Origin of the sequence: Chelatococcus sp. YT9 (genome assembly GCF_018398315.1) — a bacterium.
Classification (GTDB): Bacteria; Pseudomonadota; Alphaproteobacteria; order Rhizobiales; family Beijerinckiaceae; genus Chelatococcus.
Genome location: NZ_JAHBRW010000001.1, coordinates 2,408,875 through 2,432,337, shown reverse-complemented (window position 1 = coordinate 2,432,337; position 23,463 = coordinate 2,408,875). Strand labels below are relative to the sequence as shown.

23 protein-coding genes are annotated in these 23,463 nt (G+C 62.5%); 16 read left to right on the top strand and 7 right to left on the bottom strand.

Features of this window, described 5'->3' with window-relative positions; genetic code table 11:
* Positions 1-2: 2 nt before the first annotated feature.
* From KIO76_RS11060 to KIO76_RS11045, 4 genes are all read left to right on the top strand, one after another.
* A complete protein-coding gene (locus KIO76_RS11060; RefSeq protein WP_213323321.1) occupies positions 3-2,555 on the top strand; it encodes an HWE histidine kinase domain-containing protein in 2,553 nt (850 codons plus the stop codon).
* Between the two features lie 185 nt (positions 2,556-2,740).
* Positions 2,741-2,935, top strand: coding sequence for a hypothetical protein (locus KIO76_RS11055; protein ID WP_213323320.1), 195 nt, complete (start codon positions 2,741-2,743; stop codon positions 2,933-2,935).
* A gap of 133 nt (positions 2,936-3,068) precedes the next feature.
* The gene (gene uvrB, locus KIO76_RS11050) at positions 3,069-5,750 is read left to right on the top strand and encodes an excinuclease ABC subunit UvrB (RefSeq protein ID WP_213323319.1); all 2,682 of its coding nucleotides are present in this window, start codon (positions 3,069-3,071) and stop codon (positions 5,748-5,750) included.
* Between the two features lie 199 nt (positions 5,751-5,949).
* Positions 5,950-6,216, top strand: a complete 267-nt coding sequence (locus KIO76_RS11045) for a hypothetical protein (protein WP_213323318.1) — start codon at positions 5,950-5,952, stop codon at positions 6,214-6,216.
* 80 nt (positions 6,217-6,296) lie between these two features.
* On the opposite strand, the gene KIO76_RS11040 is transcribed toward KIO76_RS11045, so the two are convergent.
* Positions 6,297-7,325 (bottom strand): TIM44-like domain-containing protein, encoded by a 1,029-nt coding sequence (locus KIO76_RS11040; protein ID WP_502761850.1) that lies wholly within the window; start codon positions 7,323-7,325, stop codon positions 6,297-6,299.
* Positions 7,326-7,706: 381 nt separating this feature from the next.
* Here KIO76_RS11040 and KIO76_RS11035 point away from each other — a divergent pair, with 381 nt between their 5' ends.
* The gene (locus KIO76_RS11035) at positions 7,707-8,747 is read left to right on the top strand and encodes an extensin-like domain-containing protein (protein WP_213323316.1); all 1,041 of its coding nucleotides are present in this window, start codon (positions 7,707-7,709) and stop codon (positions 8,745-8,747) included.
* 61 nt (positions 8,748-8,808) lie between these two features.
* Here the strand turns inward: KIO76_RS11035 and dapB are convergent, their stop codons facing one another.
* Positions 8,809-9,618 (bottom strand): 4-hydroxy-tetrahydrodipicolinate reductase, encoded by an 810-nt coding sequence (gene dapB / locus KIO76_RS11030; protein WP_213323315.1) that lies wholly within the window; start codon positions 9,616-9,618, stop codon positions 8,809-8,811.
* Positions 9,619-9,781: 163 nt separating this feature from the next.
* Here dapB and KIO76_RS11025 point away from each other — a divergent pair, with 163 nt between their 5' ends.
* The 4 genes from KIO76_RS11025 (at position 9,782) to KIO76_RS11010 (ending at position 12,645) form a co-directional block, all read left to right on the top strand.
* Positions 9,782-10,234 (top strand): hypothetical protein, encoded by a 453-nt coding sequence (locus KIO76_RS11025; protein ID WP_213323314.1) that lies wholly within the window; start codon positions 9,782-9,784, stop codon positions 10,232-10,234.
* 80 nt (positions 10,235-10,314) lie between these two features.
* On the top strand, positions 10,315-11,001 hold the full coding sequence (locus KIO76_RS11020) for a ribonuclease T2 family protein (RefSeq protein WP_349629372.1): 687 nt from the start codon (positions 10,315-10,317) through the stop codon (positions 10,999-11,001).
* Entirely contained in the window at positions 10,998-11,840 is an 843-nt protein-coding gene (locus KIO76_RS11015; RefSeq protein WP_213323313.1) for a 23S rRNA (adenine(2030)-N(6))-methyltransferase RlmJ, read from the top strand. The genes KIO76_RS11020 and KIO76_RS11015 overlap by 4 nt, the downstream gene beginning before the upstream one ends.
* Before the next feature lie 199 nt (positions 11,841-12,039).
* Positions 12,040-12,645, top strand: a complete 606-nt coding sequence (locus KIO76_RS11010) for a glutathione S-transferase family protein (RefSeq protein ID WP_213323312.1) — start codon at positions 12,040-12,042, stop codon at positions 12,643-12,645.
* Positions 12,646-12,835: 190 nt separating this feature from the next.
* On the opposite strand, the gene KIO76_RS11005 is transcribed toward KIO76_RS11010, so the two are convergent.
* Both KIO76_RS11005 and KIO76_RS11000 read right to left on the bottom strand, forming a co-directional pair.
* A complete protein-coding gene (locus KIO76_RS11005) occupies positions 12,836-13,594 on the bottom strand; it encodes an outer membrane protein (protein ID WP_213323311.1) in 759 nt (252 codons plus the stop codon).
* 369 nt (positions 13,595-13,963) lie between these two features.
* A complete protein-coding gene (locus KIO76_RS11000; protein WP_213323310.1) occupies positions 13,964-14,644 on the bottom strand; it encodes an outer membrane protein in 681 nt (226 codons plus the stop codon).
* A gap of 365 nt (positions 14,645-15,009) precedes the next feature.
* On the opposite strand from KIO76_RS11000, the gene KIO76_RS10995 reads away from it, so the two are divergent.
* Both KIO76_RS10995 and KIO76_RS10990 read left to right on the top strand, forming a co-directional pair.
* Positions 15,010-15,807, top strand: a complete 798-nt coding sequence (locus tag KIO76_RS10995) for a glycosyltransferase family 2 protein (protein WP_213323309.1) — start codon at positions 15,010-15,012, stop codon at positions 15,805-15,807.
* The gene (locus KIO76_RS10990) at positions 15,804-16,559 is read left to right on the top strand and encodes an SDR family oxidoreductase (RefSeq protein ID WP_213323308.1); all 756 of its coding nucleotides are present in this window, start codon (positions 15,804-15,806) and stop codon (positions 16,557-16,559) included. Before KIO76_RS10995 ends, KIO76_RS10990 begins: the two co-directional genes overlap by 4 nt.
* On the opposite strand, the gene pgeF is transcribed toward KIO76_RS10990, so the two are convergent.
* The 3 genes from pgeF to lgt form a co-directional block, all read right to left on the bottom strand.
* The gene (gene pgeF, locus KIO76_RS10985) at positions 16,549-17,319 is read right to left on the bottom strand and encodes a peptidoglycan editing factor PgeF (RefSeq protein WP_349629408.1); all 771 of its coding nucleotides are present in this window, start codon (positions 17,317-17,319) and stop codon (positions 16,549-16,551) included. The two genes, KIO76_RS10990 and pgeF, sit on opposite strands and share 11 nt — an antisense overlap.
* A 188-nt stretch (positions 17,320-17,507) precedes the next feature.
* On the bottom strand, positions 17,508-18,662 hold the full coding sequence (locus tag KIO76_RS10980; RefSeq protein WP_213323307.1) for a class I SAM-dependent methyltransferase: 1,155 nt from the start codon (positions 18,660-18,662) through the stop codon (positions 17,508-17,510).
* 8 nt (positions 18,663-18,670) lie between these two features.
* Positions 18,671-19,579: a prolipoprotein diacylglyceryl transferase gene (lgt, locus tag KIO76_RS10975; RefSeq protein WP_213323306.1), complete on the bottom strand. Its 909-nt coding sequence runs from the start codon at positions 19,577-19,579 to the stop codon at positions 18,671-18,673.
* 224 nt (positions 19,580-19,803) lie between these two features.
* Between lgt and KIO76_RS10970 the strand changes: the two genes are divergently transcribed.
* The 5 genes from KIO76_RS10970 (at position 19,804) to KIO76_RS10950 (ending at position 23,404) form a co-directional block, all read left to right on the top strand.
* The gene (locus KIO76_RS10970; RefSeq protein ID WP_213323305.1) at positions 19,804-20,076 is read left to right on the top strand and encodes an accessory factor UbiK family protein; all 273 of its coding nucleotides are present in this window, start codon (positions 19,804-19,806) and stop codon (positions 20,074-20,076) included.
* A 381-nt stretch (positions 20,077-20,457) separates the two neighbouring features.
* Positions 20,458-20,958, top strand: a complete 501-nt coding sequence (locus tag KIO76_RS10965; RefSeq protein WP_213323304.1) for a type III secretion system chaperone family protein — start codon at positions 20,458-20,460, stop codon at positions 20,956-20,958.
* Positions 20,959-21,086: 128 nt separating this feature from the next.
* On the top strand, positions 21,087-21,905 hold the full coding sequence (gene proC, locus KIO76_RS10960; protein ID WP_213323303.1) for a pyrroline-5-carboxylate reductase: 819 nt from the start codon (positions 21,087-21,089) through the stop codon (positions 21,903-21,905).
* A gap of 96 nt (positions 21,906-22,001) precedes the next feature.
* Positions 22,002-22,793 (top strand): TetR/AcrR family transcriptional regulator, encoded by a 792-nt coding sequence (locus KIO76_RS10955; RefSeq protein WP_249729571.1) that lies wholly within the window; start codon positions 22,002-22,004, stop codon positions 22,791-22,793.
* Between the two features lie 236 nt (positions 22,794-23,029).
* Positions 23,030-23,404 carry a tRNA-binding protein gene (locus KIO76_RS10950; protein ID WP_213323302.1) on the top strand — a complete coding sequence of 125 codons (375 nt, stop codon included), beginning with the start codon at positions 23,030-23,032 and terminating at the stop codon, positions 23,402-23,404.
* Positions 23,405-23,463 lie beyond the last annotated feature (59 nt).

The following is a 23,463-nucleotide window of genomic DNA, read 5'->3' as shown; positions in this document are numbered from 1 at the left end:
CAATGGCCCATCGGAGCTCTTCGGTCGACCTGACCAACTGTGACCGGGAGCCAATCCATATACCGGGCAGCATCCAGCCGCATGGTTGCCTACTTGCCTGTGACGTCAACGCGGCCGTCGTGTTACGGCACTCGGCAAACGCTCCCGAGATGCTGGGGCTGTCTGATTCCGACTTGAATAACGCTCCTCTGGATAGCGTTCTCGGCTCCCAAGCCACGCACGCCCTGCGCAATGCCTTGACCACATCGAGCGGAGCGGCTCGACCGTCCCTTCTTTTTGACATTGCCCTAGCGGATGAACGCCGCTTCGATGTTGCCATTCACCGCCACAAGGCCACGGTCGTCATTGAATTTGAGCCGAGGCAGACGGTTGCTTCACCGCTTGAGCTTGCGCGTCAGCTCATCAGTCGCATCAGCGACGTAACTGAAGTCGACAAGCTGATCGACAAGACATCCAAACTGGTCCGCGCGTTGTTGGGCTACGATCGGGTGATGATCTATCGCTTCGAGCAGGACGGTGCCGGCAAGGTCGTCAGCGAAGCAAAGCGGTCGGATCTCGAAAGTTTTCTGGGACAGTATTTTCCAGCCGGCGACATCCCCAAGCAGGCACGCGAGCTCTATCTGCGCAATACAATTCGCATCATTTCCGACGCGAGTGGCTTGCGCGTGCCCATCGTGCCGGAACTCGACGCATCCGGCGAACCGCTCGACCTGTCTTACGCGCACCTGCGCAGCGTCTCGCCTGTCCACTGCGAGTATCTGCGCAACATGGGCGTTGCCGCCTCGATGTCCATTTCGGTCATCATAGACGGAAAGCTTTGGGGTCTTATTGCCTGTCACCACTACACGCCCCGTGTTCTGCCAATGGCGCAGCGGGTTTCCGCCGAGATGTTCGGGGAATTTTTTTCCCTGCACCTGCATGTGCTGAAGCAAAAACGCAAGCTCGAGACGGCAACTACCGCGCGAGATGCGCTCGATCGCTTCTTGCAGGCCGCCTCCCACTACGCGGACATCGAGAGCCTCCTGCGCGACAACCTGCCGGATTTCATGCGGCTGATGCCGTGCAATGGCGTCGGCCTTTGGATGAACGGAACCTGGAACAGCTACGGCACGACCCCACCCCTCGATGCGCTGCCGGAGATCACCAAATTTGTCGGCGATGTCGCGGAGGGAAAAGTCTGGGCCACCCACACTCTGCCGCAACGCCTTCCCTCCGCGGCGGACTATGAGGAGATCGCCTCCGGCCTTCTCGCTATCCCGCTCTCGCAAACGCCGCGCGACTACCTTTTCTTCTTCCGGAAGGAGTTCGTGCAGACACTCGAATGGGCAGGTAACCCTGAGAAATTGTACGCATCCGGGCCCCTCGGTGATCGCCTGACACCCCGCCGCAGTTTCGCGATATGGAAGGAAACCGTCAGGCACCAGTCGCAACCCTGGACGGAGGCAGACAGGGAAATCGCGGAGGCAGCTCGCATCGCCACTGTCGAGGTGGTGCTGCGCCACAACGAGATGATGGCGGAAGAGCGCAACAAGGCTGATGTCCGCCAGCGCATGCTCAACGAGGAGCTCAATCACCGCGTCAAGAACATCCTCGCGGTTATCAAGTCCATCGTGAGCCACCCATCGGCAGATGGCGTGAATCTCGCCGACTATGTGCTGACCCTGAAGGGGCGTATCCAGGCGTTGGCCTTCGCCCATGACCAGATCGTGCGCAGCAACGACGGTGGCATGCTGCTTGACCTTATTACGGCTGAGCTAACGCCCTATCAGCGGCATTCCGCAGAAGTTACTCTTGAGGGACCAGCGGTATGGCTGGACAATCGTTCGTTCTCCGTCATGGCTCTGGTGCTGCACGAACTGGCAACCAATGCCGCAAAATACGGGAGTCTGTCGTCAGCTAAGGGAAGGCTCTTGATTTGCTGGTCGCTCGACCGGGCAGGTGATTTCACCCTCTCCTGGAGCGAACGCGGTGGTCCAGAGGTAAAGCCGCCGAGCCGTCGTGGCTTTGGTACCGCCCTGATCAACCGCAGCATCCCCTATGATCTTGGCGGTCGGAGCGCGGTCTCATACGATCCGAAAGGCTTGCAGGCCGAGTTCGTGCTCCCGGCACGACACGTGAGGAAAGCCCATGAAAGCGGCTCGACGTCCGGCGCGATTGTCCCCCGAGACGGAGACAGGCCGAAACGCGCAGGCTTTATGTCAGATCTCGAAGTCCTCGTCGTCGAAGACCAGATGCTGATCGCGATGGATGTGGAGAACATCCTGGACACGCACGGCGTCACGAACGTGGTGATCACCGGCTCGTCAGCCGAGGCCCTGATCAGGTTGCGCAATCTCACGCCAGACGTGGCCGTTCTGGACGTCAACTTGGGAGACGAAACCTCGATGGCGGTTGCCGAGGAACTGAGCCGTCGCGGCATACCCTTCGTTTTCGCCACAGGCTATGCGGACAGCGCGATGATTCCAGCGGTGTTCAGCGACATCCCGGTTGTCAGGAAGCCCTATGACGGCGAAGTCTTGATGAGCGCGATGTGGGCCGTCATGGCGCCCTCGTGACGGCAAAGATCGCGTCGCCCCATGCCAGGCTGTGGAAGGATTGCCGTTCATTCGGCAGCAACTGCCACGCCTCTTATCTAAGCAACTGCTATCGTTGACATTATTCTGGGCATGGAGGGGCGGGGCATGCGCCTCCGCCTTTCACGCGCAGACGCGCCTCCCCTCCTTTGTACGGGAGAAATTCGATGGCAAGCTCAGGCAGCTTCACTTTGACGGCTCCGTCAAAGGTCGTTTTCATTGTTGCGCTCATTCTGGCGATTATCGCGCTCCTCGTCACTTACGGTATCTTTCCGATACCATTCTTCACCGGTTACGGCTTCGAGACGCTCTTGCTCGGCTTCGTTCTGCTCGTTATCGGGATCGTTTTCAGCGGCATTTAGCTGCAAACGTCCCAAGGGTCGTGACAGCGCGAACGCCGCGCGACGATGCGGCTCGTTCGCGCTGTCCGGGAAAGCGCCGGGGAATGACGTCGACGGTCTTTCCTCGACGAGGAAGTAGGCCCATATTGGGGCCATGGCTCCCAAAACACCCCGCTCCAAGGCTGCGAAACCCCGCGTCCAGCCCCTCAATCCGTTCCTTGCGGATCTCCTCAATCCCGCGATCAATAAAGGTCGCGCCGGACCTGGCGGTGCCGCGTCCGATAGTAATGAGGATCGGGGTGGCTTCGGCGAGGCCCCACAGGCGCGCTTTGAGACGGGTGTCGTATGGACACCAGGCGCGGGCTCCGCATCAGCCAAAAACGGGACGTCCGAGCCGCCCGGAGGCAAGCCCGCGGCCAGAAAGAAGCCCACGGCGCCGGTCCCGCTGAGCAACCCCGAGGGAGCGTCAGGCGTGTCGGCCACGGTCGCAGCCCTCTCGGCCCTGCTGGAGAGCGGCAATCCGCTGTTCAAGAACGGCAAGTTGTGGACGCCTCACCGGCCGGAGAGGCCCGAGAAATCGGAAGGCGGTGTCGCCTTCCGCATGCAATCCGATTTTCAACCGGCGGGCGACCAGCCGGCCGCCATTGCCGAACTCGTCGATGGTATTCGCCGCCAGGAGGCCGATCAGGTTCTGCTCGGCGTCACCGGGTCGGGCAAGACCTTCACGATGGCCAAGGTGATCGAGGAAACGCAGCGCCCGGCGCTCATCCTTGCTCCCAACAAGACGCTGGCCGCCCAGCTGTACGGGGAGTTCAAGAGATTCTTCCCCGATAACGCGGTCGAATACTTCGTCTCCTATTACGATTACTATCAGCCCGAGGCCTATGTGCCCCGGTCGGATACCTACATTGAGAAGGAGTCGTCGATCAACGAACAGATCGACCGCATGCGCCATTCCGCTACGCGCGCCCTGCTCGAGCGCGATGACGTCATCATCGTCGCCTCGGTGTCCTGCATCTACGGTATCGGTTCGGTCGAGACCTATACGGCCATGACCTTCTCGGTAAAGGTCGGCGAGACGATCGAACAGCGGCAGCTGATCGCCGATCTCGTAGCCCTGCAGTACAAGCGCACGGGTGGCGACTTCGGCCGCGGCACCTTCCGCGTGCGCGGCGACGTTATCGAAATCTTCCCGGCCCACTACGAGGACCGCGCCTGGCGTGTCTCCCTCTTTGGAGACGAAGTCGAGTCAATCGTCGAATTCGATCCTCTAACGGGTCAGAAGACGGCCGACCTCGGCTTCGTCAAGGTTTATGCGAATTCACATTATGTGACGCCACGTCCGACACTGATCCAGTCCATCAAGGGCATCAAGGAAGAGCTCAAATGGCGGCTGGAGGAACTCACCCGCATGGGGCGCCTCCTGGAGGCCCAACGGCTGGAGCAGCGCACGACCTTCGATCTCGAAATGTTGGAGGCGACCGGCTCCTGCGCCGGCATCGAGAACTATTCCCGCTATCTGACCGGCCGCCGCCCAGGCGAGCCGCCGCCGACGCTGTTTGAATATCTGCCGGACAACGCGCTCGTCTTCGCCGACGAAAGCCATGTCACCATTCCGCAAATCGGCGGCATGTATCGCGGCGACTTCCGGCGCAAGGCGACGCTGGCCGAATATGGCTTCCGCCTTCCGTCCTGCATGGACAACCGCCCGCTGCGCTTCGAGGAATGGGACGCCATGCGGCCCCAGACCGTGAATGTCTCAGCGACGCCCGGCTCGTGGGAGATGGAGCGGACCGGCGGCGTCTTCGTCGAGCAGGTCATTCGCCCGACCGGCCTCGTCGATCCGCCCGTCGACATCCGCCCCGCCCGCACGCAGGTCGACGATCTGCTCGGCGAAGTCAAGGCGGTGGCCGCACAAGGCTACCGCTCCCTTGTCACGGTGCTGACCAAGCGCATGGCCGAGGACCTCACCGAGTATCTGCATGAGCACGGCGTCCGGGTTCGCTACATGCATTCGGATATCGACACCATCGAGCGCATCGAGATCATCCGCGACTTGAGGCTCGGCGCCTTCGACGTGCTGGTCGGCATCAACCTGCTGCGCGAGGGCCTCGACATTCCCGAATGCGCGCTCGTCGCCATTCTCGATGCGGATAAGGAAGGCTTCCTGCGGTCGGAGACCTCGCTCATCCAGACCATCGGCCGGGCCGCGCGCAATGTCGACGGCCGCGTGATCTGCTATGCCGACAATGTCACAGGCAGCCTTGAACGGGCCATGGCCGAGACGACCCGGCGCCGCGAGAAACAGCTCGCTTACAACGCCGAGCACGGCATCACGCCGCAGTCCATCAAGAAGAACATCGGCGACATCCTCGATTCGGTCTACGAGCGCGATCACGTCAAGGTGGACACCGGCCTCCTGCCGAAGGAGGCGGCCAGTGTGGGCCACAACCTCAAAGCCGTCATGGCGGATCTCGAGAAGCGCATGCGCGAGGCCGCAGCCAATCTCGAATTCGAAACCGCCGCGCGCCTCCGCGACGAGATCAAGCGGCTTCAGGCGACGGAGCTTGCCATCGCGGACGATCCCCTGGCGCGGCAGGAAGACGTGGAAGCCAAGGCCGGGCGCTTTGCGGGATCCCGCAAATATGGGGCCAAAGCGAACCAGCCTCCCGGCATCGATGGTGAGCCACCCACCCGGGCACGCAAGCCGACGCTGGACGAAATGGGACCGCACAACCGCGAGATCCCACTGGGAGCAGAGGAGTTTAAGCCCCGTTCCGTCGCGGATTGGGCCGGCACGTCCAATGTCAAGAAAGGCGGCCGTCGTCGACGCTAGGCTGGTGGCGTGCGCAGCCTACACTTTTAGGATCGCACGCCCCTTCATCACAACTTGCTGATTGTGAAAGAACAATCGATCAGTGTTTTCTATTGAAGGCATGATCCCAATGCCGCAGAGGACACTGATGACGATGAACCCGCCTATTTGTCCCCCCGGTTTCAACACATCGCTATCCAGGATTTTAAGAGCGCTCGCCGTGACCGGGGTTGCCGCGCTGCTTGGCACGGCTGCGGTCCCATCGGCTTTCGCGCAAGCACAGGTTCAGGCCTCCCGCGAAAGTTGCGCCGCTCTCCAGAATCTGGTGCAGCGCCAGGGGCGCGTGATCATCGGAACGGGCCCCTATCTCTACGATACCTATGTAACGAACTGCGCGCCGCGGCAGAGTCAGGTGCCAGCCTACCTCTCGACGCGCGACAACCCGCAATGCTTCGTTGGATATAGCTGCGGCCAAGGCAACGACTGACACCCTCAAGTGCCACTTCGCAAGAAAAAGGCGCCGAACACGGCGCCTTTCCAATTTGGGTTACGAGAGCGGGCTTGAGATCAAGCCTGCTGGATAGCCGCGAGCATCCACTTGCCGCCCTTTGTGCGACGGAATGTCCAGACCTCGGTCGCTTCGGACGGCAACTCCGCATGACCCTCGACGATCTTGTTCGTCTCACGATCAAGCGTGGTGTCGATCAGCGAGAAGCGCATAGCGACGGTCGCATATTCCGCGTCACCCTCGCGCCACGCTTCGGCGAGATCGCCCTGCAGAAGCTTGACGTCCGAGAGGCGGTTGACATGGCCTTCGGCCGCCGTGCTGGCGAGATCCTCGGCCATGAAGGCAACCACTTCCGGGGTGGCCAGGCGGCGCAAGGCGTTCAGGTCCTCATTTGAATAGGCAGCCTGCACATCGATGAGCGTGCGCTCAAAGGCGTCGAAATCTGCCGGCTGAATGTCGAGCTCATCGACGGGGGCTGCCGGAGCAGCAGGAGCCGAGGCTCCGCCGAGGCCACCACCAAGTCCCTTGCCGAGACCACCGAGACCGCCGCCGAGGCCACCAAGGCCGCCGCCTAGCGCGCTGCGGTTCATGCCATTGCCCATGGGGCCGGCACCAGCCATGGCCGGCTCCTGCCGACGGCGGAAGAACCGCATGGCCAACATGACGAGGCCGACGATCAGACCGACCTGGAGGAGAAGGCCAAGGATGGAACCGAGCCCGGACAGGCCACCGAACAGGCCGCTGCCGGACAGAAGGCCGAACAGCCCGGCGCCCAACAGGCCGCCCATCAGGGCTGTGCCGAAGCCGCCGCCGAACAGCCCCGAGCGCTGCGGTGTCGTGGGACGCGCAGCCATGCCGGGCTGCGCAGCATTCGGCTGTGCAGCACTCGGCTGCGTAGTCGAGCGCTGCAGCGGGGCCGATTGGGTCGGCGCGGTCGCTGTTGGCGGCGGTGCGCTATAGGTGCGCGATCCCCTGCTGCCCATGCCACCACCGCGGCCCGCGCGCGCCTCCGCGACACTCGCCGTGACCATCAGGGCAAGCGTGGCGATGGCAACGAAACCACCGCGGCGACCCAAGGTTCTCAACAACGTCGTCTCTCCCGTCGAAATCATCTGGTGCCGGCATTCTGCAAAGCCAGCGTCGTGACCTGCGAACGGCAGGCATAGCCGCCATTCGCTCGATGCATGGAAGATAGGGAACGCGCTCCCCGTTGGGAAGACCTCCTCCGCATGTTTTTCATGATTCTGCGATGCTTTCGTGAGGTCTCGTCGTCACGGACGTAAAGGACGCGCGATGTCCACCCGACTTCTTGAGAAGATCGGCCGCAGGGAAAGTCCGCTGTTCCTGGCAGAACTGTGAGGGGACAGGCGGAATGCCCGTGCTGCGGTGAGCCAGGCCGCGTTGAGATTCCGTTAGGACAATGCTCGCATTCTTCAAGCCTTACAGTGACAGCGCGCGGAGTAATGCGTATGGCGCGCCGCCCCTCTATCCATCCGCCCTCATGGAAGCTGGGCGGGTCCATACTGGTGGTCCTGGCCCTCGCGGGATGCGGGTTGTTCGTTATCGAAAAGCGAGCAGCCTGGCGTGGCGAGGCTGAAGTTGCATGTCTCGCGACGCACAAGGATGTGCGCGCATCCGCCTATTTCGAGCAAGCCAAGGCGATTTCCGGTCCTGGCGCGTGCGGCATGGATTATCCGTTTCGCGTGAGTGCTTTCGGTGAAGGTAGCATCACGCTGAAATCCCGCGCCCTGCTCGCTTGTCCGGCGATCACGACGACCGATCGCTGGTTCGCCGAAATCGTGCAGCCGGCCGCGATGCTCTATTTTGGCCAGCCGGTCACGGGCGTCAACGCGGGCTCCTACAACTGCCGTAGCATGAACAACAAGGCAGGGGCGCCTCGTTCCGAACATTCCTACGGCAACGCGGTCGACATCATGTCACTGACATTCGCCGACGGGCGCGTGATCACCATTCTCAAGGGGTGGCGCGGCGCGCCGGAGGAGCAGGAATTCCTGCGCGAAATCTTCGTGGGCTCCTGCCGCTATTTCTCGACGGTGCTTGGCCCGGGCGCCGATGCCCACCACAATGATCATTTCCATCTGGATCTGGCGCGCCATAATAAGGGGCGCACGATCTGCAAGCCTGTGATCAAATTTGTGCCGCGCATCGATCCCGACCGACCGATGTCGTACAGCGCACCGATGGCGGCGACCGGCATGATGCCCGGCAACGCGCCGACGGCCTCGCCGTCCCAGTTCGAGATACCCGCTGAAAGGCCTCTTCCTGATCATGGACCAGACGAAGAGGGCGCCGATATCCCGACATCCGGTCTGGCGCCAGCTGCGCCGCCCATGGCACTTTCATCGCCCGATCCGGCTCCCCGTACCAGCGATCCCAGAGTGCCATCCTACGCGCCAGCCACAGCCTACAGCCCGGCGCCCTATTCGCCCCCGCCGCGTCGCCTCTCGCCCGAGATGGACCTGCGGCCGCCAGGACTGATCGGACGCTGACGCGGCCCATAAAGCGCAGCAGGCCGCGGCGGGACGTTGCCGCTCACACGGCTGTCCATCCCTAGGACATCAAACTGTCGAGCCCGCGCCGGAGACCCGGCTGTTCCGCGACACGCCGCGCCGCCAGGAGAGTGCCTGCAACATACGGTGCCGCGGACGAGCCGGCGTCGTGGCGAATGAGCAAACGTTCGTCCGGCAGTCCGAAATGAGCCTCGCAGGACAGCACGTAGCCGGGAAGACGCAGGGAGTGCACCTGCACGGGAACGGGCGCGCCGATACTGGCGCCGCGCGTTTCCTTGAGTCCGGAGAGATCGGCGATGGGCTTCGCCGTGCCCGCTTGGCGCGCCTCTCCCAGCACTTCCGCGAGCTCGCGTCCCGTTCCCGAGGGAACGTCGGGCTTCGAGGCGGCTGCATAGTCGACGATTTCGACATCGGGGACGTAGCGGGCCGCTTCCAGCGCAAAGCGCTTAAGCAAGGTAGCCGTGATGGAAAAATTGCCGGCTGCGATGACGCCGACATGCGCCTTGCGGGCCGCAGCTTCGATCTCGCCGTAGTCTTCGGCGCTGAGGCCCGACGTGCCGACGACGACATTGCGGCCGGCTTCGATCGCCGTGAGCACGTTCCCCTTCACCACATGCGGCTTCGTGTAATCGATGACCACATCGGACGGAATTGCGAGCGCATCCTTGAGCGAGGCTGCGACGATCACACCGGCGGCTGCCTGCCCAATGGCCTCGCCCGCGTCCTGTCCCGCCGCAGCCCGGCTGACCGCGCCGACCAGAGCGAGATCCTTCGCTGCCAGAATGGCGGGGACGAGCGCCCGTCCGACCCAGCCCGTGGCGCCCGCGACCACGATACGAATGCCAGCCATATCAGCCACCTTTTGTTGGACAATCACGCGTCAGTAGCACTTCTTCGGTCACTGTGGCGCGGCTGCGCTTGACCCCGCAAGCGCCATTCCGCATGGTTCAGAAAAATTGTATGGTCAAGCTGGGCCATATCGGCTGTCGGAGCTACCACGCGTCGGAGTTATCATGCGCAGGATGATCGCCGCTTCACTGATGCTCGCCCTGGCGAGCTCGTTCAGCTTCGCCGGTGAGCGTGCGCCGGGCGAACCGCACATGCCGATGGATCTGGACCCCATCAATGTGACGCGCAACCTTCCGGCCTGCGACTCCGTCGCTGTGGTTTCGGAAGTGGCCATGCGCTTCGCGAGCAAGGAATCCGAGTACTGGAACTCGGACCTTCGCCTGGCCCTGTTCGAGCGCATCCGGCAGATTGCCGTGAACCCCTGGGGCGATGACTTCATCCCAAGGCGTTTCTGCAAGGCAACGACCTTGGTCACCGATGGCGTCAAGCGCGAGGTCATTTACTCCGTCCGAGCCGGTCTCGGCGGGATTGGCTTCGGCTGGAACGTCGAGTTCTGCGTGCGCGGCATCGATCGCGGCTGGAGCTTCGCCCCCTGGTGCAAGACTGCATTGCCGTGAGCTGAATGCCGGGAGGGATCTACACGGGAGACAATCCCGCTTGCCCGTTTCAGCAGGCCACCGCGCGAACAGGATCCGCGTTGGCCGGCGTTGTCCGCCGCCTCGCGCTCTCCGGTGCTGCTTGTGCCGGGCTGTTGCTTGCGATGCTGTCGGCCGCCTCAGCGCAGGACGCCGGCGAACGTCGCGGTGCTCCTCCGGGACAGTTCGACTTTTATGTCCTTGCCCTCTCCTGGTCGCCCGGCTTCTGTGAGCTCAGCCAGTCACCCGGCCGCTACGATCAATGCCGCAGCGGCAGCAAACTCGGCTTTGTCGTGCACGGTCTGTGGCCTCAGTACGCCCAAGGCTTTCCGACAACTTGCTCGGCAACGGCCGTCCAGCCGACACGCGCCGCGATTGCCACGACCGCCGGCCTCTATCCCGACGAGGGCCTCGCCCGCTATCAGTGGCGCAAGCATGGAACCTGCTCGGGTTTGAGTCCGACAGACTATTTTGCTGCCGTCCGGCGGGCCCGCGACGCGGTCGTTATCCCTCCAGCAATCGCGTCCATGCAGAGCGACGCGACCTGGACGCCACTTGATCTGGAGCGCGCCTTCATTGCAGCTAATCCGGGCCTGCGGACCGACATGATGTCCGTCGCCTGCCGCAAGGGCACCCTCAGCGAGGTGCGCATCTGTTTTTCCAGGGATCTGCGCGGTTTCCAGACTTGCCCGCAGGTCGATCGCCGGGGCTGTCGCGGTGGCTCCATCACCCTGCCGCAACCGCAATGAACTACCGTCACGGCTATCACGCAGGCAATTTTGCCGATGTGATGAAGCACGTGCTGCTCACGCGGATCCTCACACATCTCCTCAAGAAGGATACCGCTTTCCGCGTCATTGATACGCACGCGGGCGTCGGCTTGCATGATCTCGACAGCGAAGAAGCGCAACGCACCGGAGAATGGCGCGACGGCATAGGCCGGCTGGAGGAGCGCTTTCCCGAAGACGTCGAGATTCTGCTGGCGCCTTACCGGCAAGCGGTCAGCGCCGTGCGCGCCACCAATCCGACGGCCTATCCGGGATCACCGATGATCACACGCTTGATGCTGCGTCGGCAAGACCGGGCCATCGTGGTCGAGCGCCATCCCGAAGATGCGGCCCGGCTGGCCACCCTCTTCCTGCGCGACCGGCAGGTCAAAGCGCTGGAACTCGATGGATGGACGGCGCTGCACGCGATGATTCCGCCAAAGGAGCGGCGGGGGCTCGTCCTCATCGATCCGCCCTTCGAGGAAACCGGCGAACTCGCGCGCCTCGGACGTGAGATGCTCAAGGCGCAGGCGAAGTGGGAGACCGGCATCTTCGCCGGTTGGTATCCCATCAAGGATCCCGCAGATACGGACCGATTCGCACGCGACCTCGCAACCGACGCAAGAACAGGCACCCTGCGGCTCGAGCTGATGATCGAGACCCGGCTCGATCCCACCCGTCTTAACGGCTGCGGCCTCATCGTCATCAATCCACCGTGGAAGCTTGCCGAGGAAGCGGAAGTCCTCTTGCCCGCGCTGGCGGAACGCTTGGCGCGACGCGGTAACGCGGGCTTTCGCTGTGAATGGCTGCGCGAGGGATGATCACACAGCACTCGCCTGCGGCATCGCCTCTGTTCGCTCGTGCCTTAGACCTCGCGCCGTCGCGAAATCAGTGCTGGCGCAAGTCGCAGTTCGAGCCTTCAGTATCCGGGAATCTTACGCAAACCGAATCAGGGCAGCATTCTGCTTGAAGGCTTTCGACTTGCCGATTGGATCCCACCGCGGAGTTAGGAACATCATCATGCTGACATTGCGCTCGTCCCCGCCTTCCCCGTTCGGCCGCAAGGTCAAGATCGCCGCCAAGGTCCTCGGCCTCTGGGACGGAATCGACGTCGTAACCACGGACACGGCCGATCCCAATGATTCGATCCGTCGTCAAAATCCCCTCGGAAAGATCCCGGCGCTCATCCTCGAGAATGGACGCGTGCTCTTCGATTCACCGGTGATTCTCGAATATCTCGATCACGTTGCAGGCGGAGGTCGTATCATCCCGAGTGACGCTGCCCGCTTCGACGTGCTCACGCAACAGGCCCTTGGTGATGGCATCCTCGATGCTGCGATCCTGCTCGTTTATGAGAGGCGCTGGCGCGAGGCGGACAAGCACGAGCCGAAGTGGATTGCGCACCAGCATGGCAAGGTGGAACGCAGTCTCGCCGCGCTGGAGGCAGCGCCACCTGCCGCACCGACAGCGCTTCCCGATGCCGGACAGATCACGATTGCCTGCGCCCTTGGGTATCTGGACCTGCGCTTCGACGGCGCATGGCGGGCACACCATCCCAAGCTCGTTGCCTGGCTCGCGGCGTTTGAGAAAGCGGTGCCCGCCTTTGCGGAGACAGCGCCGGCCTAAGGCCGCCGAGAGGGCAGTCGGCCCAGATCGTGCAATAAAAAACCTGCCCCCGGAGAGCCGGGTGGCAGGTTTTTTCATGAGTAGATTCGCGCAGGAATACGCGGAACTGTCCCCCGCTTGAATCTAACAGCTCACAAAGAAAAAGCCGGTAGGTTGCCCCACCGGCTCGTTCCTAGACTGGCTACGAGAATTAGAAGCCAGAGAACTTGTAGTTCAGGCCGGCGCGAACGACGCCGAACTCGGTGTCGTCGCTGTTGTTGCCGGTGTAGTAGTTGTTCCAGAGGTAGCCGCTGTTGTTGCCGTTGTTGCCGAGGTTTACATAGAGACCCTCGATCTTGGCGGTCAGGTTGTCGGTGAAGGCATATTCCACACCACCGCCGACGGTCCAGCCGGTGACGGTCGAGTCGCCGTGGCTGATGAAGGCGCCGTTGTAGTAGGTGCCATTGCCGTTCTGGCCGCCGCCGTAGGCGAAACCACCGGTGGCGTAGATGAGAGCGCGGTCGAAGGCCACACCGAGACGGGCGCGGACCGTGCCGAACCACTCAACGCCATTGCCGCCGGCCGAAGCATAGCCGTAGTACGGGTTGACAGCGTAGTTGTTGTTGTTCGAGGAGTTCAGGTCAGCGTACTGGATGTCGGCTTCGACACCGGCAACGAACTGGCCGAACTGGTAGTTGTAGCCGATCTGGCCACCGCCGACGAAGCCGCCGTCGCTGGAGTCGGTGCCATAGATGAAGCCCGTGTAGGGATCAACATAGCCCTTGTTGCTGTTGGTGTTCCAGCCGTAACCGGCGTTCACGCCGACGTAGAAGCCGGTCCACGTGAAGATCGGAACCACCACCGGCGCAACCGGGGCGACACGACGGCTCGGCAGGTCAGCCGCGAAAGCGACCGCGCCCGAAGCCATGAGACCTGCGGCGGCCACGCCAGCAAGAAGAACCTTCTTCATAACGAACTCCTGTTGCCTTCCATTGAGCGTTTGATGCGTTTCGCTCTGGACTTGCCTCCTTGTAGCGCAAACTTCGGCTTACGTCTGTTGCAGGCTAGCAACAGCGCCCCTAATGATAGATGGCGAAAATGTGGCGAACGCCCGTCATCGAGGCGGCGATTGGTTAACAAATATTAGGAATGGTTAACGCAGGGCCATCAATGCCAAGAAAACAGGCGACATGGCCTTAACGATGAACCGCCCGGCCAGGTCCAACACAGTTCCGACCCCCAAACGGGGCCGGAACGCCGCAAAACGCCCGCCGCAAGTTCCACCTCACATGGTTAATGGAAGGTTAACAGCGAGGATTGAGGAGAAGGGTATCCTTCGTCAGAACTTGTAGTTCAGACCCAGCCGTACCTGTCCGCCCTTCGCGTCGGTGGAGGCTGTCTGTCCATCCGGCAGCACATAGGTCTTCTTGCTGACCTTTGTGTAGAGATATTCCGCCTTGACGGAGACATTATCCATCATCGCGTATTCGACACCGCCGCCCACGGCAAAGCCTGAATGCCAATGAGACACCGGCTTGCTGGGGGCTAGGGCGACACCCAACTGACGGAGCGCTAAACCCCCGGTGCCGTAAATGAGGACGCGATCGATCGCGTAACCAAAACGCCCCCGGATCGTTGCGCCATATTTGTCCTCAAGTGTCAGCGATGGGCCGAAGGCGTTCCTACCCGTCACTTTTCCGGTCTGCTTGTCGAAATCGGCTTCCGCGCCGATCACCCAGGACCCAAGTTGGTAGTTGTAGCCGGCTTGAGCTCCAAAGGCCCAGTCATTTGCGCTCGTGTCTTTTTCGCCGGCATCGTGCTTCTTGAGCGCGAGCCTGGAATAGCCGCCATTAATACCGGCGTAAAAGCCGGTCCAAGTGAAGGCAGGCAGCACGACGACAACCGGAGCAGGAGCCACGGGCGTGGACATGCGCGAGGGGAGATCGGCTGCCATGACCTGGCCGGCGAGGCCGCATGCGAGCAGAAGGGAAAGCGCCACGGAGCAAGACGATTTGTGCATTGAATACTCCACAGAGATAGATCATTACGAACATCGGCAGAATGGCTTCTCATACAGCCATCATTCACCTGAATTCACTTGCACTATACTCCGTAGTATATCAATTCATTCAGCAATTAGTCGTCGATATACACTTGAAATGACCAGATGAGTTGCATTTTTACAATTTATTTTAGGAATAAAGTTTGGGTATATCTGAGATATACCTGGTTAGTATATTTCCGACGAACCCTATATTGACGTTTATTGCCGTCCGGTAGCCGCTGCCATTCGCCGAGGTTCAGCTCAAAGCAGGACGCTAAGGAGCTCCTTGCCCCACCGGGGGGAGCGCGCCTAAAAGCAGATATGCCAGAGCAAGCCTTCTCATGACCGATCCCGCGCTGCCCCTTTCCATCTTCATCATCGCCCGCAACGAAGGCGACCGAATCGCAGCAACCATTCGGGCCGTTCGCGATCTCACCGACGACCTTGTGGTTGTGGATTCGGGGTCGACGGACGACACGGTGTCGGTCGCCGAGAGCCTAGGTGCGCGCGTCATTCATAACGACTGGCCCGGCTATGGACCGCAGAAGCGATTCGCCGAGGAGCAATGCCGTCATCCCTGGCTGCTCAATGTCGATGCGGATGAGGTGGTGCCCCCGGATCTCGCAGCCGAGATCGCAGCGCTATTTGCTGACGGCGAGCCCAGAGCCGATGCTTTCAAAATCCGCATTGCGGAGATCTTCCCCGGTGAAGGTCGCCCCCACCCGCTCGCCTATGCGCTTTCCCCGGTCCGCCTCTATCGCAGCGACAAGGGGCGCTATTCACCCTCGACCGTGCATGATCGGGTCCAGCTCATTGCAGGCGCGCGGGTCAAGCGGCTCAGGGGCACGATCCATCATTTCTCGGTGCGCTCGCTCGGCGACCAGCTCGCTAAGCTCAACAGCTACACCGATGCCCTTGCGGAAGATCTCGACGCGCGGGGCGCGAAGGTTTCGACCTTACGGCTATTCGTGGAATTCCCTGCAGCCTTCCTCAAGGCTTATATTGGCCGTCGGCACGCCATCCGTGGCCTATACGGTTTCATGACAGCGATGAACTTCGCGTTCTATCGCTATCTGCGCGTCGCCAAGCATGTGGAGCGACGCCTTGTGTCGCGTGCCAGGGATGAGGGACGCCTGTGAAGGACGAGATCGCACTGGTGACAGGAGGCGCGCGCCGCATCGGCCGCGTGATCGCGCTGCGCCTCGGCCAAGCCGGTTATTCAGTGGCGGTGCACTACGGCCAGTCGCGGGATGAGGCCGAAGCCGTCGTCAGCGAGATCAGGGCCTCAGGCGGGCGAGCGGCGGCGATTCAGGCGGATCTCGCCGCCTCCGATGCTGCCGTCGAACTCACCGCGAGAACAGTCGCGGCGCTCGGCCCAGTGACACTTCTGGTCAATTCCGCGTCACTCTTCGAGCCGGATACGCTGGCCACGATGACTGCGCGGGGATGGGACGAGCAGTTGGCGGTCAACCTGCGCACACCGGTATTTCTCGCCCAGCAGATAGCGGAACATCTCCCCAAGGAGCGGCACGGTGCAGTCATCAATATTCTCGACCAGCGTGTCCGCAAACTGACGCCAGATTTCTTTTCCTACACGCTGTCAAAGGCCGGGCTTGCAACGGCGACGCGCACCATGGCGCAGGCCTTGGCGCCGCGCATCCGTGTCAATGCGGTCGCGCCGGGTCCGACGCTGCCCAGCAAGCGCCAAAGCGCCGACGATTTTGCGCGCCAGGGATCCGCCGCCCTGCTCGGCCATGGGCCATCCGTCGAAGAAATCGCCGATGCGGTGCTGTTCCTAGCGCAGGCCCGCAGCATCACCGGACAGATTCTCGCCGTCGATGGTGGCCAGCACCTCGTCTGGCGCACGCCGGACACGGAAGTCAGCGAGTAGTGAGCGCGATCGCTGCGATGAGACGGCCATAGTCGCCTTCGCCGCGATGGGTCGCGCGGCGGTAACTATAAAATCGCTGCTCGTCGCCATAGGTGCAAAGGCCTGTGTCGAAGACGCGACCGACGCCCGCTCGGGTGAGACGCGCGACGATATAGGCGGGCAAATCAAACATGGCATGGCCATCCCGGGCCGACGGAGTGAAGTAGGCCCCGTTTCCAGCATCCTGCTTGAGGAAGCGCTCGCGGAACTCCGGCCCCACTTCATAGGCAGCCTGGCTGATCGTCGGTCCGAGAACGGCCGTTGTTGCGTCCCGACGAGCGCCAAGTTTCTCCATAGCGGCGAGCGTAGCCTCCGCGACACCCGTAAAAGCTCCCTTCCAGCCGGAATGCGCGGCGCCGATCACGCCCGCCTCTGGATCCGCGAAGAGCAGCGGACCGCAGTCGGCGCTCGATACGCCGAGCGCGATACCGCGCGTGGCTGTCACCATGGCGTCGGCACGCGGCCTCTGGCCATCAGGCCACGGCGCCTCGACGGTGATGACGTCAGGAGAATGGATCTGATAGAGCCCGAGCAAATGCGAGGTGGCAACCCCGAGATAAGCCGCCATGCGCCGGCGATTTTCCCCCACCCGCACGACATCGTCCGATGATCCGACGCCACCGTTGAGGCTCGCATAAAGCCCTTCGGACACCCCGCCCTCCCGGGTGAAAAAAGCGTGGGTGATGCCCGGCAGCCGCAAAGCTTCAACTTCGATGGCGATCGCTGCGGATCGGGGCCGTGGCGGCTTCTGAGGAATCATCTGCTCGGCGGTCCTAGGGGCAGGATTCTTCGGGTCAGGAATCTTCTGGCCAGGAATATTCGGGTCAAGGGTCATGGACGCTCATGGGTTGGCGGCAGGATTCGTGCTGCCTGCCTCATGATCGGCGCCCGCGAGCAATAAGGGAAGCCTCAAACGCTGGGTTCGATTCGCGTCGCGAAACCGGGGAGAAGTGGCAGGGCAGGATCGGCCAGGGCGATCACCTTGAACAATTGCCCCATCCCCTCCGGCGTGGCTGCCCCATTTTCATTGGCTGCCTCGATGCGAGCACGTCCACCGGGGCCACCCTCGACGAGCCTTGCAAGCGCCTGGTCGATCGCTTCGGCTTCCTTTCCGGCGAGCTTGCGCTTCAGAACCGCCGCCCGCTCGTTGATGCCGAGAGCGGTGAGGAAGTCACCTTGGGTCGTCGGGCCGTGCTGAGCCGCCCCCGCGAGGCGCCCCACTTTGCCGATCAGCGCGAAGTCGACATGGGTCGTCAGATCCGCCTCCCCCGGCGCCGTGAGCACTTCGACGAAGCGATGGGCGCGGACGGCCTGCAGGGTATCCCCAAAGCCGGAGCGCATATGCCCGTAGTCGATGGCGAGGAGCGCTCCGCCGTAGGCGACGAGGCGCTGCGCGATCTCGCCCGCCACTGCGAGCCCCGCGCGCGGCACCTCGAGCAGGGCGCCTGCCGGCCCTTCGGTGGTGATCTCGCGCGATGGCTCAGCTGCGATGCCGAAAGTCAATTCGCCCTCACCGCTCAACCCGACCAGACGCTCGTGCCACCCTTGTTCCGTCCGCAGAAACTGGCGGACGGGCAACGCGTCGAAAAACTCGTTCGCCAGGATGATGGCCGGCTCCTCCGGCAGTGTATCGACGGATGCATGCCAGACCACCTCTCCGGCTTCGGCGAGGGTCGTCTCCTGTCGCGCGCGTAACACTGGGCTTGTCTCCACGAGATGGATGGAGAGCGCTTCCCGGAAACCGGGCACGACGCGCGCCACCCTCACCGCATCCGCCATCAAAGTGCCGCGGCCGGGGCCGAGCTCCACCAGATTGATAGCCGCCGGCGCGCCCATCAATCGCCATGTTTCGGCCGCCCAAAGTCCAAGCAACTCGCCGAACATCTGCGAGATCTCCGGCGCAGTGACAAAATCGCCGCCGGCGCCGAGTGGGTCGCGCGTCATGTAGTAGCCATGACGTGGATGGCCGAGACAGACGGCCATGAAAGCCTCGACGCTGATAGGCCCCTGTAGCGCGATCAGCTGCTTCAGTTCGCGGCCCAACGGGGTTTCGTCTTCTGACATGGACATGCTCAAACAGGTTGGTCCTTGGCGGGATTAACCTTCGCCGCCGCGGATGCCGGGGATTGGGCGGGATCTGCCGACACTGGAGGCCGGCGCAGCGCCCACACGATCAGCCACAAGCCGGCTATCAAAAGGGGCAGCGAGAGCACCATGCCCATCGTTACGCCTCCTTGCAGCGCGGTGACATCGCTGCCGAACAGGAAGCCGAGCTGCGGATCGGGCTCGCGGAAGAACTCACAGGCCGCGCGCGCGACGGCATAGCCCGCGCCGAATACGCCCGCGACCAGCCCCGGCCGACGATAGCCGGCGATACGAACTACGCAAATGACGAGAAGGAACAGCAGAATGCCTTCGGCGAAGGCCTCGTAAAGCTGGCTTGGATGGCGAGGAACCGGGCCGCCGGTCGGGAAAATGACCGCCCATGGCAGATCAGGCGCCGGCCGTCCCCACAATTCGTCATTGATGAAATTCGCGATGCGTCCGAAGAACAGGCCGATTGGGGCCACGGTGCCGGCGAGATCGAATAACGGCATCATGGGCAGCTTGCGCGCGCGACTGAACAGGATGATCGCCGCGATGGCGCCGAACAAGCCGCCATGGAAGGACATGCCGCCGCGCCATACCGCGAAGATCTCGGCCGGCGCATGGATGTAGTACGAAAAATTGTAGAAGAGTACGTAGCCGAGCCGCCCGCCGAGAACAACGCCTAGCGCTACATAGACCAGGAGATCATCGAGATCGTTGCGACTGGGGCGGCGGATATCGCCCCACAGCGAGGGGACTTCAATCAACCGGCGCATGAGAAGCCAGCCACCGATAAGACCGACCACATAGGCGAGCGCATACCATCGGACGGCGAAGGGGCCGATCGCGAAGATCACCGGATCAATGACGGGAAAATTGATGGCAAAGGTCATGGAGCCGAAGGATCCTTGTGCGAGCGGCGGGTGAACCGGATCTCGTGCCGGCACATCGTTCACAGAACGTGGCGACACTTTCAATGACGAGACCGCTCGGTCAAGCCGTGTTATCGAGACGCGAAAGCAGATAGGGCGTGCAGCGCGGGCGACCGTTCCACGGGGACACAATAGAGCCGCACAATACGTCCATAAGTTCCATGGCACCGAATGAGGTTTTTATCATGACACAGACGACCGGCCGCTTCTTCGATGATGTCGCCCGTTTGTTCACAGACGCCGCCGGTGTTGCAGACGGCGCGCGCCGCGAAGCGGAAGCCATCATGCGAGCCCAGATTGAGAGGCTATTGCGCAACATGGATGTGGTGAGCCGCGAGGAGTTCGAGGCTGTTCGCCAGATGGCGCTGATCGCGCGCGAAGAAAACGAGAAGCTGGAAGCGCGCATCACCGCGCTGGAGACGCGGCTATCCGACGCAGCCGGCCCGGCGAAGATCTGAGCCGCCCGATCCTGCAGCCGCATCTGCACAGGTGGGACGCTGCCGCAAACCCAATCATGTCTTGAGCAATGTTTTGCCAAGACTTGTGGACGGCGCCAAAGGAACTGTTGTGCGAAGGCAACGAATCCCGGAGCGTTCGTTTGTCTTTCTTGCGGTGGGACTCGTGCGGGATATAGTCAATCAGACAAGTGATTCGCTCATTCGTGGCCCCTTCTTATCGAAAGGGATCATATCGATGAGTACGCCCCGGTGGATAAACCGAGTCTCTATTCGGTCTATCCAGTCATGGTTGCGTCGCCCGTGTTCATGTTTTCCCGATGTGGCCTGCACATCCGGTGCAGGCAGGCATCCTGATAGCTCAGCACAAGCCGAGGGTTCGGCATGACGCACGTCGAGTTTGAAATTAGTCGCTCTGAACATCCGCTCGACGTTGTCGAAAGGCTTGCGTCGGATCACGATTGGACATTCGACCGCGCCGAGGACGACGAGATGTCGGTTTCGGTCGCGGGCGGCTGGACCGACTATCACATCGCCTTCACCTGGATCGAGGATATGGAGGCCGTGCATATCGGCTGCGCTTTCGATCTCAAGGTGCCCGATCGGCTGCAGACAGAGGTGCTGAAGCTCGTGGCGCTCATCAACGAGCAGCTTTGGGTCGGACATTTCGATCTCTGGAGCCGCGAGAACGTCGTGATGTTCCGCCATTCATTGCTGCTGGCCGGCGGCGCGGAACCCAACCACGGCCAGTGCGAGATGCTGCTGCGCACCGCCACCGACGCATGCGAGCGGTACTATCAGGCTTTCCAGTTCGTCATGTGGGCGGGAAAGAGCGCCAAGGAAGCACTCGACAACGTGCTGTTCGAAACGGAAGGCGAAGCCTGAGGCGCGCATTCCCGACGCCGCCTTCCTTGCCTTGACGCGAGTGTCCAAGCGAACCACAACTGCGGCGTGACCGTCTGCCCTTGGCGGGCACTTTCCTTCTGGTTCGCTTGAGACGATCGGGTTCCGTCATGACAGTCGCACTTCCCGCCTCCCTTCTCCTCGTCGGCGCCGGCAAGATGGGCGGCGCCATGCTCGACGGCTGGTTGAAGATCGGCCTGCCGCTGGAGCGGATTACGGTGATCGATCCGCATCCCTCGCCCGACATGCAGGCTCTCGCGGCGAAGGGCCTCACGCTGAACCCCGCGCTGCAAGGCCTCGCAATACAAGCCGTCCTCGTCCTCGCGGTGAAGCCGCAGATGCTCGACGAGGCCGCTCCCGCGCTGAACAGACTGCTCGGCGAAGGCACGGTCGTCCTGTCGATTCTCGCCGGCAAGACGATCGCCAATATTCAGGAGCGGTTGCCGGCAGCCCGCGCGGTGGTGCGCGCGATGCCCAACTTGCCGGCCTCGATCGGGCGGGGTGTCACCGCTGCCGTCGGCAGTGCCGACCTGACCAGTGCCCAGCGCGACCTCGCCCAGGCGCTTCTGTCGGGAGTCGGCTCGGTCGAGTGGTTGGACGACGAAGCCCTGATCGATGCCGTCACCGCGATATCGGGATCGGGCCCGGCCTATGTGTTCCATCTCGCCGAATGCCTCGCCGAGGCGGGCCGCCAGCTCGGCCTGCCGCCTGATGTCGCGGTGAGGCTCGCTCGTGCGACCGTCAGCGGTTCAGGCGAGCTCCTCCATCAGTCTGACCTTCCGGCCGGCACCCTGCGTGAGAACGTCACCTCCAAGGGCGGAACCACGGCTGCCGCGCTTGAAGTGCTGATGGCCACCGACGGCCTGCAGCCGCTCATCACGCGCACTGCCGGCGCGGCGAAGCGCAGAGCGGCAGAATTATCCGGCTGAACAGCGGATCGTCCTTTTTTTGTCGCGGAGTCCTCACTTTGGACCGCTTAGGTCATTATGTTGATCGAAGCGGCTCATTCATGAGGAGATCCCCCGATGGCCAAGAAGCCTGTTTCCTCCCCGCCCCCCGGCGAAGCGGCATCCCAGACTGATGCCGCCGCATCCGCTACGGCATCAGCTTCCAGCGGCTCTCCCGCCGATCGTCGGGACGCCGTCATCGATGCATTGATGCGGCTCGCAGCGAATCATCAGTGGCGCGCCATCAGTCTGGTCGATATCGCCCGGGAAGCGGGAGTGAGCTTGGCAGACCTGCGTGACACCTACCCGTCGAAGGGCGCCATCTTGGCCGGCTTTACGAAACGGATCGACCGGATCGTACTGGACGGCACCACCGACGACCTCGCGGGTGAACCTGCGCGGGAACGTCTCCTCGACATCATGATGCGCCGCTTCGATGCGCTCGCTCCCTACAAGGGGGCGCTAAGGAACATCGCACGCAGCCTACGGCATGAGCCACTGGCGATTGCCGCTCTGAACAAGCTGGCGGCCAATTCCCAGCGTTTTATGCTGGCGGCCGTGGGGATTCCGACCGAAGGCACGCTCGGCGCCCTCAAGATCCAGGGCGCAGTCGCTGTTTTCGCACGGACCTTCGAGACCTGGATCGAGGACGACGAACCCGATCTCGCCCGCACCCTAGCCCGCCTCGACCGCGAACTGCGGAAGGGCGAGCGCGTGCTCCTCTACGCCCAGGACGTGCACCGGTTGACCGCGCCCCTGCGGGCATTCGGCCGGGCCCTGTGCAACCGCCGACGTCACAGCCATCGTCACCGCCGGGAGGACGAGGATCTCGGCTCGCGCGACGGAGAGGACTACGTCCCCGCGCTCTAGAGCTGGTCGCTGCGCGGGCGCAAACAGGTGGCTTCGGACGTGTGACCGCAGACCCCGCGTTGCAGCGGACGGCCCCAGAGATCAAGCGTCATGGTCCATTCATCCCCTTCCCGGCCGGTAGGTCGGCCGTAAAGAGGATCACAAGCGTTGAAATTGGAAAGCACTCCTCGACGGGCGTGGTGCAATGCGCGACGATGAAACGGCGGATGCGCGATTCGCTGTTTCAAGTTGTACCAATGACATCATCCTCAAAGCTATCGACATCATCGAACCCCGCGACCGTCAGCTACGACGACTTCCAGAAACTTGACATTCGGGTAGGGACCATCGTCGAGGCCGCTCCCTTTCCCGAAGCGCGCAAGCCGGCCTTCAAGCTCGTCATCGACTTCGGCGGAGATATCGGCCGCCGCAAATCTTCGGCACAGATCACAAAGAACTATGCGCCGGAAGCCCTAGTGGGCCGCCAGGTACTGGCAGTCGTCAATTTTCCGCCGCGTCAGATCGGCCCCATGAGGTCCGAAGTGCTGACGCTCGGCGTTCCTGATGCGGAGGGTGAAGTCATGCTGATCGCCCCCGATCGGGCGGTGCCGGATGGCGGGCGGCTCTACTGATACAATATTAGGCAGCGGCCTGCTGTTCGCCAGGCTCAACCCCGTGCTATGACCGTCGA

Bases quoted from the DNA above. Each gene is read 5' to 3' on its own strand.
- KIO76_RS11060 (WP_213323321.1), top strand. From the start codon at position 3: ATGGCCCATCGGAGCTCTTCGGTCGACCTGACCAACTGTGACCGGGAG.
- KIO76_RS11055 (WP_213323320.1), top strand. From the start codon at position 2,741: ATGGCAAGCTCAGGCAGCTTCACTTTGACGGCTCCGTCAAAGGTCGTT.
- uvrB (WP_213323319.1), top strand. From the start codon at position 3,069: ATGGCTCCCAAAACACCCCGCTCCAAGGCTGCGAAACCCCGCGTCCAG.
- KIO76_RS11035 (WP_213323316.1), top strand. From the start codon at position 7,707: ATGGCGCGCCGCCCCTCTATCCATCCGCCCTCATGGAAGCTGGGCGGG.
- dapB (WP_213323315.1), bottom strand. From the start codon at position 9,618: ATGGCTGGCATTCGTATCGTGGTCGCGGGCGCCACGGGCTGGGTCGGA.
- KIO76_RS11025 (WP_213323314.1), top strand. From the start codon at position 9,782: ATGCGCAGGATGATCGCCGCTTCACTGATGCTCGCCCTGGCGAGCTCG.
- KIO76_RS11015 (WP_213323313.1), top strand. From the start codon at position 10,998: ATGAACTACCGTCACGGCTATCACGCAGGCAATTTTGCCGATGTGATG.
- KIO76_RS11010 (WP_213323312.1), top strand. From the start codon at position 12,040: ATGCTGACATTGCGCTCGTCCCCGCCTTCCCCGTTCGGCCGCAAGGTC.
- KIO76_RS11005 (WP_213323311.1), bottom strand. From the start codon at position 13,594: ATGAAGAAGGTTCTTCTTGCTGGCGTGGCCGCCGCAGGTCTCATGGCT.
- KIO76_RS11000 (WP_213323310.1), bottom strand. From the start codon at position 14,644: ATGCACAAATCGTCTTGCTCCGTGGCGCTTTCCCTTCTGCTCGCATGC.
- KIO76_RS10995 (WP_213323309.1), top strand. From the start codon at position 15,010: ATGACCGATCCCGCGCTGCCCCTTTCCATCTTCATCATCGCCCGCAAC.
- KIO76_RS10980 (WP_213323307.1), bottom strand. From the start codon at position 18,662: ATGTCAGAAGACGAAACCCCGTTGGGCCGCGAACTGAAGCAGCTGATC.
- lgt (WP_213323306.1), bottom strand. From the start codon at position 19,579: ATGACCTTTGCCATCAATTTTCCCGTCATTGATCCGGTGATCTTCGCG.
- KIO76_RS10970 (WP_213323305.1), top strand. From the start codon at position 19,804: ATGACACAGACGACCGGCCGCTTCTTCGATGATGTCGCCCGTTTGTTC.
- KIO76_RS10965 (WP_213323304.1), top strand. From the start codon at position 20,458: ATGACGCACGTCGAGTTTGAAATTAGTCGCTCTGAACATCCGCTCGAC.
- proC (WP_213323303.1), top strand. From the start codon at position 21,087: ATGACAGTCGCACTTCCCGCCTCCCTTCTCCTCGTCGGCGCCGGCAAG.
- KIO76_RS10955 (WP_249729571.1), top strand. From the start codon at position 22,002: ATGGCCAAGAAGCCTGTTTCCTCCCCGCCCCCCGGCGAAGCGGCATCC.
- KIO76_RS10950 (WP_213323302.1), top strand. From the start codon at position 23,030: ATGACATCATCCTCAAAGCTATCGACATCATCGAACCCCGCGACCGTC.